Raw genomic sequence first — 8,827 nt, forward strand, 5'->3', positions numbered from 1 at the left:
TTTCATAACCCGGGTGCAAGTTGAAGGACAAAGTGCTTTACCTGTGTCGTCATTGACCTATTTTCTGTCGAATTCGGCGCAATTTCCGCCGTGGCAAGACAGGGAGAAATACCAATGACAAAATTTCTTGCAACCACCGCGCTAGCACTGGCGCTGGCCATGCCGGTTCACGCCGCGCAGGTCGCCGAGGGCGACACGCTGGCCGACAACCAAGAGCTGAACTTCTGGATTCTCGACGCGATCAAGTCGATGGACCCACACAAGAACACCGACAAAAGCGGCTCCTATGTGCTGTCGCAGGTCTTCGAAGGCCTGATGAACGAGGATGCCAAGGGCGCGATGGTGCCCGGTGCCGCCGAAAGCTATGAGGTCAGCGAAGACGGCCTGACCTACACGTTCAAGCTGCGCGACGCCAAATGGTCGAACGGCGACCCGGTCACGGCGAATGACTTCGTCTATGGCTGGCAGCGTGCCGTCAATCCGGCGACCGCCTCGGAATACGCCTGGTTCATGGAGCTGATGAACATCGTCAACGCCACCGCCGTGGTGAAGGGCGAGATGGCGCCGGACCAGCTGGGCGTGAAGGCGCTGGACGACAAGACCTTCGAGGTCAAGCTGTCGGCCCCCACCCCCTATTTCATCAAGACGCTGAGCCACACCACCACCTTCCCTGTGAACCAGAAAGTGGTCGAGGAATTCGGTGACAACTGGACCCAGCCCGGCAACCTGGTCGGCAACGGCGCCTACAAGCTGGACAGCCATGATCTGGGCGTGAACCTGGTGGTGTCGAAGAACGACCAGTACTGGGATGCGGCCAATACCATCATCACCAAGGTCGATTTCATCACCGTGAACGACCAGAACGTCGCGCTGACCCGCTATCTCGCGGGCGAGCTGGACTGGTATAACCGTCTGCCGGCCGGGCAATATCCGCGCCTGAAGCAGGAATACCCGGATCAGGCCAGCACCTCGCCGCAGGCTTGCTCCTATGCCTATATCTTCAACCTCTCGGACAAGGGCCCCGAGGCACTGAAGGATATAAGGGTGCGTGAAGCACTGGCGCTGGCCGTCGACCGCGACATCATCGTCGACAAGATCCTGCAAGGCGGCCAGACCCCGGCCTATTACTGGACCCACTGGGCCATCGAGGGCTTCGAGGCCCCCGAGATCGCCATGGCGTCGATGACCCAGCCCGAACGCCTCGAAAAGGCCAAGGCGCTGCTGGCCGAGGCCGGCTATGGTCCCGACAATCCGCTGAAACTGACCATCCAGTACAACACCTCGGACGACCACAAGAAGCTGGCGGTCGCGGTGCAGCAGTTCTGGAAAGGTCTCGGCGTCGATGCGACGCTGAACAACGTGGAATGGAAGGTGCATACCGACCGCCTGCAAAACCAGGACTTCGAGGTCGCCCGCTATGCCTGGTGCGGCGATTACAACGAAGCCTCGACCTTCCTCGACTGGTTCCGCACCGACGGCTACAACAGCGGCAAATGGTCGAATGCCGAGTTCGACAAGCTCTTGGCCGATGCCAAGACCTCGGACAACCCGGCCGAGCTCTACAAGCAGGCCGAACAGATCCTGGCCGCCGAACTGCCCTATGTGCCGGTCTATCACTACGCCAATGCCCAGATCGTCAATTCCGATCTGCGCGGCGTTCCCTATGAGAACGTGATGGACAACTGGTACGCCAAGGACATGTATCGCGTCGCCCAGTGACGCGCTGAATGATCCACATTCGTCGTCTGTGACCTGACCGGGAGGGGTTTCCCCCCTCCCGGAGCATGGTCGCACGCTTCGATCCAAGAAAATCCGATTGAGGAAGGGGAGGTCCGATGTTCGGCTATATCCTGCGACGATTGGCGGTGGCGATTCCGACGCTGCTGCTGTTGATTATTTTCTCGTTTTTGCTGATGCACGCCGCGCCCGGCGGTCCTTTCACCGGCGAACGCTCGCTGCCGCCGCAGGTGCTGGCCAATCTCGAGGCCAAGTACGGGCTGGATGACCCGCTGCTGGTGCAGCTCTGGAACTATCTGAAAAGCGTGGTGCTGCATTTCGATTTCGGCCCCAGCTTCGTCTATCCCGACCTGACGGTGAACAAGCTGATCGCCGACGGTTTCCCGATCACCATGACCTATGGCTTCCTCGCCTTCGCGCTGGCCGCCGTGGTCGGCATCGCGCTCGGCTCTGCCGCCGCGATCCGCCACAACACCTGGCTTGATTACCTGGCCGTGGGCACCGCCATCGGCGCGCAGGTTCTGCCGAACTTCGTCATGGCGCCGATCCTCGTGCTGATCTTCACGCTCTGGTTCAAATGGCTGCCCGGCGGCGGCTGGAGCTTCTCGGACCCGAGTTTCTGGGTGATGCCCGTCGTGGCGCTGGGGACCAGCTACATGGCATCGGTGGCCCGGATCACCCGTTCGTCGATGCTGGAAGTGCTGAGCTCGAACCACATCCGCACCGCCCGCGCCAAGGGGATGCCCGAAAGCCGGGTGATCCTGCGCCATGCGCTGAAGCCCGCGCTGCTTCCGGTCATCAGCTATCTCGGCCCGGTTTTCGTCTCGATGATCACCGGCTCTGTCGTCATCGACATCTATTTCTCGACCGGCGGCATCGGCCGCGCCTTCGTCGATTCCGCGCTGAACCGCGACTATGCCGTGATGATGGGCGTGACCATTCTGGTGGGCGCGCTGACCATTCTCTTCAACCTCATCGTCGATATCCTCTATGCGTGGATCGACCCGAAAATCAGGTATTGAGCCATGGTGATTGAGCAAGCCAAGATGCAAAGTCTGGCCAGCCGCATGGTCGAACATGAGGTAAAGGGCCGCAGCCCCTGGGCCGATGCCCGCAAACGCTTCGTCCGCAACAAGGCGGCGATGGCCGGGTTGGTCATCCTGATCCTTGTCGCGCTGTTCGCCCTCTTCGGCGCGCATTTCGCCGCCTGGTCGAACGAGGAACTGGATTACAACGTCATGGGCCAGGTGCGCGAGCTGGGGATGCCCTCGATCGCCTCGGGCCATTATTTCGGCACCGACGACCTGGGCCGCGATGTCTATGCCCGCACCGTGCAGGGCACCGGCATCAGCCTGATGGTCGGCATCGTCGGCGCCGCCATCGCGGTGATCGTCGGCACGCTTTACGGCGCCACCGCCGGCTATGTCGGCGGGCGCACCGACCAGATCATGATGCGCACCGTCGATATCCTGATGTCGATCCCCTACATGTTCGTGCTGATCCTGCTGCTGGTCATCTTCGGCCGTTCGATCGGGATGCTGTTTCTGGGCATCGGCCTGATCTCGTGGCTGGACATGAGCCGCATCGTGCGCGGCCAGACCCTGACGCTGAAGAACCGCGAATATATCGAGGCCGCACGCGCCACCGGCGTTCCCAGCTGGAAGATCGTGCTGCGCCATATCGTGCCGAACCTGTTGGGCGTCGTGGCGGTCTATGCGACACTTCTGGTGCCGCTGATGATCCTGACCGAAAGCTTCATCAGCTTCCTTGGCCTCGGCGTGCAGGAACCGCTGACCAGCTGGGGCGCGCTGATCTCGGAAGGGGCCGGCACGATGAACTATGGCACGCTCTGGCAGCTTGCCTTCCCGCTGTTCTTCTTCTGCATCACTCTGTTCGGCTTCTTCTTCGTGGGCGATGGCCTGCGGGACGCCCTTGATCCGAAGGACCGCTGACATGGCATTGCTGGAAATCAGGGATCTGAACGTCCGCTTCGCAACCAATGATGGCGAGGTGAAGGCGGTCAATGGCATCAACCTGGATGTCGAGCCGGGCGACAGCCTTGGCATCGTCGGCGAATCGGGCAGCGGCAAGTCGCAACTGTCCTTCGCCCTGATGGGGCTGCTGGCCAAGAACGGCCGCGCCTCGGGCAGCGTCAAGTTCGACGGGCAGGAGATCCTGAACGCCGCGCCCAAGGTGCTGAACAAGATCCGGGCCGAGAAGATCGCGATGATCTTCCAGGACCCGATGACCTCGCTGAACCCCTATATGCGCGTGGCCGACCAGATGGCCGAGGTGCTGACGCTGCACAAGGGCATGTCGAAACGCGACGCCGTGGCCGAATCCGTGCGGATGCTGGACGCGGTGAAAATCCCCGACGCGCAGGGCCGGATACGGCTTTACCCGCACGAGTTCTCGGGCGGGATGCGGCAGCGGGTGATGATCGCCATGGCGCTGTTGTGTCGCCCGCAGCTTCTGATCGCGGACGAGCCGACCACCGCGCTCGACGTGACGGTGCAGGCGCAGATCATGCAGCTTCTGGCCGAGTTGCAGCGCGAGTTCGGCATGGCGATGATCCTCATCACCCATGATCTCGGCGTCATCGCCGGGTCGGCCGAGCGGGTGGCGGTCATGTATGGCGGGCGCATCCGCGAATCCGCGCCGGTCGGGCCGATCTTTGCCGATCCGACCCATCCCTATACGCAGGGGCTGCTGGCCACGATCCCGCGCGTCGATCAGGAGGGGGACGAGCTCTCGGCCATTCCCGGCTCGCCGCCGAACATGAACCACCCGCCCGCCGGCTGCGCGTTCGAGCCGCGCTGTCCCTATCGGCTGGCGCGCTGTGCCGGCGAGGACCCGGTGCTCGACCTCTTCGACGCCGACCGGGCGCGGGCCTGTTTCGCCACGGTCGCCGATGTCCGCGCCCGGCGCGAGACCGTCATCCTCTCGGCCGATGAACCCGCCGCCGCCGAAGCGGTGGAGGAGGCACCCGAGGGCGATCTGCCCGTGGAAATCATCGCCGGCGCCGGCATGGCCGGAACCGACAGCGAGGTGAAGCAATGACCAAGCCACTTCTCGATGTGAAAGACCTGCGGGTCACCTTCCACATTCGCCGCGATGGCGACATGCCCTGGGCCCTGCCGCGCCAGTTGCGCGCGGTGGGCGGCGTGGATTTCGCGCTGAAACCGGGCGAGACGCTGGGAATCGTGGGCGAATCCGGATCGGGCAAGTCGACGCTCGCCCGCGCGCTGATCGGTCTTGCCCCGGCCACCGGCCGGGCGGAATGGATCGACGGGGCCGATCTGATCGGCATGACCCCGCGCCAGATGCTGAAATACCGCGCCGATATCCAGATGGTGTTCCAGGATCCCTTGGCCAGTCTGAACCCGCGGATGACCGTGGGCCAGATCATCGCCGAACCGCTGACCACCCATCACCCGGGCCTGAAGCGCGACGAGGTGAAGACCCGCGTCAAGGAGATGATGGAAAAGGTCGGTCTGCTGCCGAACCAGATCAACCGCTATCCGCACGAGTTTTCGGGCGGGCAGTGCCAGCGTATCGGCATCGCCCGCGCGCTGATCGTCGAGCCGAAGCTGATCATCTGCGACGAGCCGGTATCGGCGCTGGATGTCTCGATCCAGGCGCAGGTCATCAACCTTTTGATCAAGCTGCAGAAGGAACTGGGGCTGGCGCTGATCTTCATCGCCCATGACCTCGCGGTGGTGAAGCATATCAGCGACCGGGTGCTGGTGATGTATCTGGGCAAGGTGATGGAGATCGCGTCCTCCGACGATCTTTATGCCAACCCGCAGCACCCCTATACGCAGGCGCTTCTGTCGGCGGTGCCGATCCCCGATCCGGTGCTCGAGGCCGAGAAATCGGTGGTGCCGCTGGTGGGTGATCTGCCCTCGCCGATGAACCCGCCCTCGGGCTGCGTCTTCCGCACCCGCTGCCCCCGCGCCCAATCGGCCTGTGCCGAGCAGGTGCCGGCGCTGATGGGCGAGGGTCATCAGGTGGCCTGCCACTTCCCCGGGCCGCTGACCGAGGCCGAGATCGCCGCCGTGGCGGCGCGCGAGGCCCGGCCCGTGCCGGCCTGACATGCCGCCCAACTTCGACCAGCGCCAGCCCGTCAGCTATGCCGCAAGATGGGCGGCGCTGAAGAACGTCCCGGCCTTCATTCGCATGGTCTGGCGGGCCAGCCCCGCCCTGACCACGATCATGATCGCGCTCAGGCTGGTGCGGGCGATCATGCCGGTCACGATGCTGTGGATCGGCAAGCTCATCATCGACGAGGTGGTGCGGCTGATCGGGCTGGATACTGCGCCGGGCAGCCTGACCGACTGGTGGCAGTCGGGGCTGGCCGGCTATCTGTCGCTCCTGGTCATCGCTGAACTGGGGCTGGCGCTCGGCTCGGACCTCTTGGGGCGCGGGGTGAACTATACCAACGCGCTGTTGCAGGAACGGCTGGTCATCTCGCTGTCGATCCGGGTGATGGACCATGCCGCCGACCTGGACCTCGAGGATTTCGAGGATGCCACCTTTCAGGACAAGCTCGACCGGGCGCGGCGGATCACCGTCGGAAACATCCCGCTGCTGACCCAGATGATGGCGCTGCTGCAGGATCTGGTGACGGTGGCCAGCTTTGCCGCCGGTCTGGTGATCTTCAATCCCTGGCTGGTGGTGCTTTTGCTGATCGCGCTGATCCCTGCCTTTCTGGGCGAGACGCATTTCAACGCGCTGACCTATGCGATGAACTATCGCCGCACTGCCGAGCGGCGCGAGATGGATTACCTGCGCATGGTCGGCGCCAGCGCGGAATCGGCCAAGGAAGTGAAGATCTTCGCGCTGAACGGCTTCCTGCGCGACCGCTTCGCCGACCTGTCGCAGCGCTTCTATGCCGAGAATCGCGGCATCCTGCGCCGGCAACTCCTCTGGATGGCGCTGCTGACCGGCTTCGGCACGCTGTCCTATTACGGCGCTTACCTATGGATCATCGGCGCGACCCTCAGCGGCGTGTTGTCCATCGGCGACCTGACCTTCCTGTCTGGCAGCTTTCTGCGTCTGCGCGGCTTGCTGGAGGGCGTGCTGTCGGGCTTTTCGGGCATGGCGTCACAGGCACTGCGGCTGGACGATCTCTTCGACTATTTCAACGAGCTGCCCGAGATCGCCTCGCCCGCCGATCCCCTGCCCGTCCCCGATCCGATCCGTCAGGGCTTCACCTTCGAGAATGTCGGCTTTCGCTACCCGAATGCCGAGCGGTGGGCGGTCCGGAACCTCAGCTTCACGCTGCGCGCGGGCGAGACGCTGGCGCTGGTGGGCGAGAACGGTGCGGGCAAGACCACGCTGGTCAAGCTGCTGGCCCGGCTCTACGACCCCGACGAGGGGCGCATCTTCTTGGATGGCCGCGATCTCAGGGATTATGACCTCGACCAGCTGCGCGCGGCCATGGGGGTGATCTTCCAGGATTTCGTCCGCTACGCGATGAGCGCGGCGGACAATATCGCCGTCGGCCGCATCGAGGCGCGCGGGGATCTGCCGCGGATCGAGGCAGCGGCGCAGCAATCGGGCGCAGATCAGGTGATTTCGAAACTGCCCGCCGGCTATGAGCAGATGGTCGGCAAGCAATTCGCCCGTGGCGTCGACCTGTCGGGGGGCGAATGGCAGAAACTGGCCATTGCGCGGGCCTATATGCGCCATGCGCAGGTGCTGATCCTCGACGAGCCGACGGCAGCGCTGGATGCGCGCTCGGAATTCGAGGTGTTCCAGCATTTCAAGGAGTTGTCGACAGGCAAGACCGCCGTGCTGATCTCGCACCGCTTCAGCAGCGTGCGCATGGCCGACCGCATCCTGGTGCTGGCCGATGGTCAGGTCGAGGCCGAGGGCACCCATGCCGAGTTGCTGGCGGCGCCGGGGCGGTATCGCGACCTGTTCGAGCTGCAGGCGGCGGGCTATCGCTGAAGGGGCGCTGCCCTTCGATTCTGCGGTGAAATAGGGCTGGTACCCGAGGTCGCGAGGCCACATACAGTAATTCCAATAACTTAGCCTGGAGAAAGTTGTAACATTACAACAGTTTGGTTCAGCACTCGAACAGCAGAAGATGGATTTCAGCCCATCCACCGCTGCTTTAAGTAGCCATTTTGTGTTTCTTGCGAGTGCTTTCGAATATTAACGAGCCTAAGTGATTCGCCCGATCCATTCACTGGGGGAGGCAAGGCTGGCTATCTCGATGTTGTAAATTTCATGGCCCTCCCGAACTTGGTAGTTGTCATGAACGGATTCACCGGCGCCGTAGTATCGGGCTACTTGCAGGAAACGTTTGCGGTCTATGCCTCCCAGCAACCACATTCGGCGCTTGGCTATCTCGTAAGTCATGAAGAAAAACTCATCTATGGGTTCCTCTGCATGGCGGGCTGTAATCTGGGCAGTGTAATCCTCTCTCGGTGGCACCTTGCGTTTCACAGTCTTGACCCCGATTCTGATGTTCAGCGCCGTCACAAAGTCTGGTTGACCCGCTGCATTGTCCCGCACCCACTTGAAACCCTGGATGCCCATGTGGTTGAGCCACGAGTTGAAAGTTATCTCTCCCAAGTCGCCCACCCATCGCTCATCAGTGGCCGCCTCGATGTAGATGTTCCCGTACAGACGATCGCGCGCCGCCCGCACTCGCTTGGCTCGCTCCTCATGCTTGGATTCGATGCCAAGAGAAATCCAACCTTGCGGGTGGAGTTTGCTATTCGTCATCGCCTTTAGCCCTCGATCGTGTATGGACCAAGGAACCGCACCCCGTTGAAGTGGATTAAATGGGACGGCGCGTCAGCGACCCATACCTCGGTCTCCCAAGCGATTTCGCCAAGATAGCGGCCCATGACGGCTCGGTTCGGGAAGGCGGTCACATAGACCAGACCGGCCTTGGATCCGGCAAAGAGTTTGGCGAGTTCGGCGTGGCGCTTCCCATCGACTGGGCCGTGACTGGTAACAGACTCCACCAGTAGCAGCCAGTTTTTCGCTGTGAAGTGGGTGACGTCCATGGACGTGGTGTAGCTTGCGGTGGCCATCGGGTTTCCCGGTAGGGTCGGGTTGCGAGAACCAACCT

At 62.6% G+C, this 8,827-nt stretch carries 8 protein-coding genes; 6 read left to right on the forward strand and 2 right to left on the reverse strand.

The genetic code is table 11. The features are described 5' to 3' along the window. Window positions 1-114 precede the first annotated feature (114 nt). From Q1A36_RS19575 to Q1A36_RS19600, 6 genes are all read left to right on the forward strand, one after another. A complete protein-coding gene (locus Q1A36_RS19575; protein WP_299847582.1) occupies window positions 115-1,719 on the forward strand; it encodes a peptide ABC transporter substrate-binding protein in 1,605 nt (534 codons plus the stop codon). Window positions 1,720-1,835: 116 nt separating this feature from the next. Further along, window positions 1,836-2,759: an oligopeptide ABC transporter permease OppB gene (gene oppB / locus Q1A36_RS19580; RefSeq protein WP_101751596.1), complete on the forward strand. Its 924-nt coding sequence runs from the start codon at window positions 1,836-1,838 to the stop codon at window positions 2,757-2,759. Between the two features lie 24 nt (window positions 2,760-2,783). Beyond that, entirely contained in the window at window positions 2,784-3,689 is a 906-nt protein-coding gene (locus Q1A36_RS19585; protein WP_299847599.1) for an ABC transporter permease subunit, read from the forward strand. 1 nt (window position 3,690) lies between these two features. Further along, on the forward strand, window positions 3,691-4,797 hold the full coding sequence (locus Q1A36_RS19590; RefSeq protein WP_299847585.1) for an oligopeptide/dipeptide ABC transporter ATP-binding protein: 1,107 nt from the start codon (window positions 3,691-3,693) through the stop codon (window positions 4,795-4,797). Continuing rightward, a complete protein-coding gene (locus Q1A36_RS19595) occupies window positions 4,794-5,831 on the forward strand; it encodes an oligopeptide/dipeptide ABC transporter ATP-binding protein (protein WP_101751598.1) in 1,038 nt (345 codons plus the stop codon). Before Q1A36_RS19590 ends, Q1A36_RS19595 begins: the two co-directional genes overlap by 4 nt. Before the next feature lies 1 nt (window position 5,832). Then, on the forward strand, window positions 5,833-7,692 hold the full coding sequence (locus Q1A36_RS19600) for an ABC transporter ATP-binding protein (protein ID WP_299847589.1): 1,860 nt from the start codon (window positions 5,833-5,835) through the stop codon (window positions 7,690-7,692). A gap of 216 nt (window positions 7,693-7,908) precedes the next feature. Here Q1A36_RS19600 and Q1A36_RS19605 read toward each other — a convergent pair whose 3' ends face one another. Beyond that, window positions 7,909-8,475: a hypothetical protein gene (locus tag Q1A36_RS19605; protein ID WP_299847591.1), complete on the reverse strand. Its 567-nt coding sequence runs from the start codon at window positions 8,473-8,475 to the stop codon at window positions 7,909-7,911. A 5-nt stretch (window positions 8,476-8,480) separates the two neighbouring features. Then, window positions 8,481-8,827, reverse strand: a 347-nt coding sequence (locus Q1A36_RS19610; protein ID WP_299847593.1) for a BsuBI/PstI family type II restriction endonuclease, incomplete at its 5' end; no start/stop codon positions are given.

Source organism: uncultured Paracoccus sp. (genome assembly GCF_947487305.1).
Lineage (GTDB): Bacteria > Pseudomonadota > Alphaproteobacteria > Rhodobacterales > Rhodobacteraceae > Paracoccus.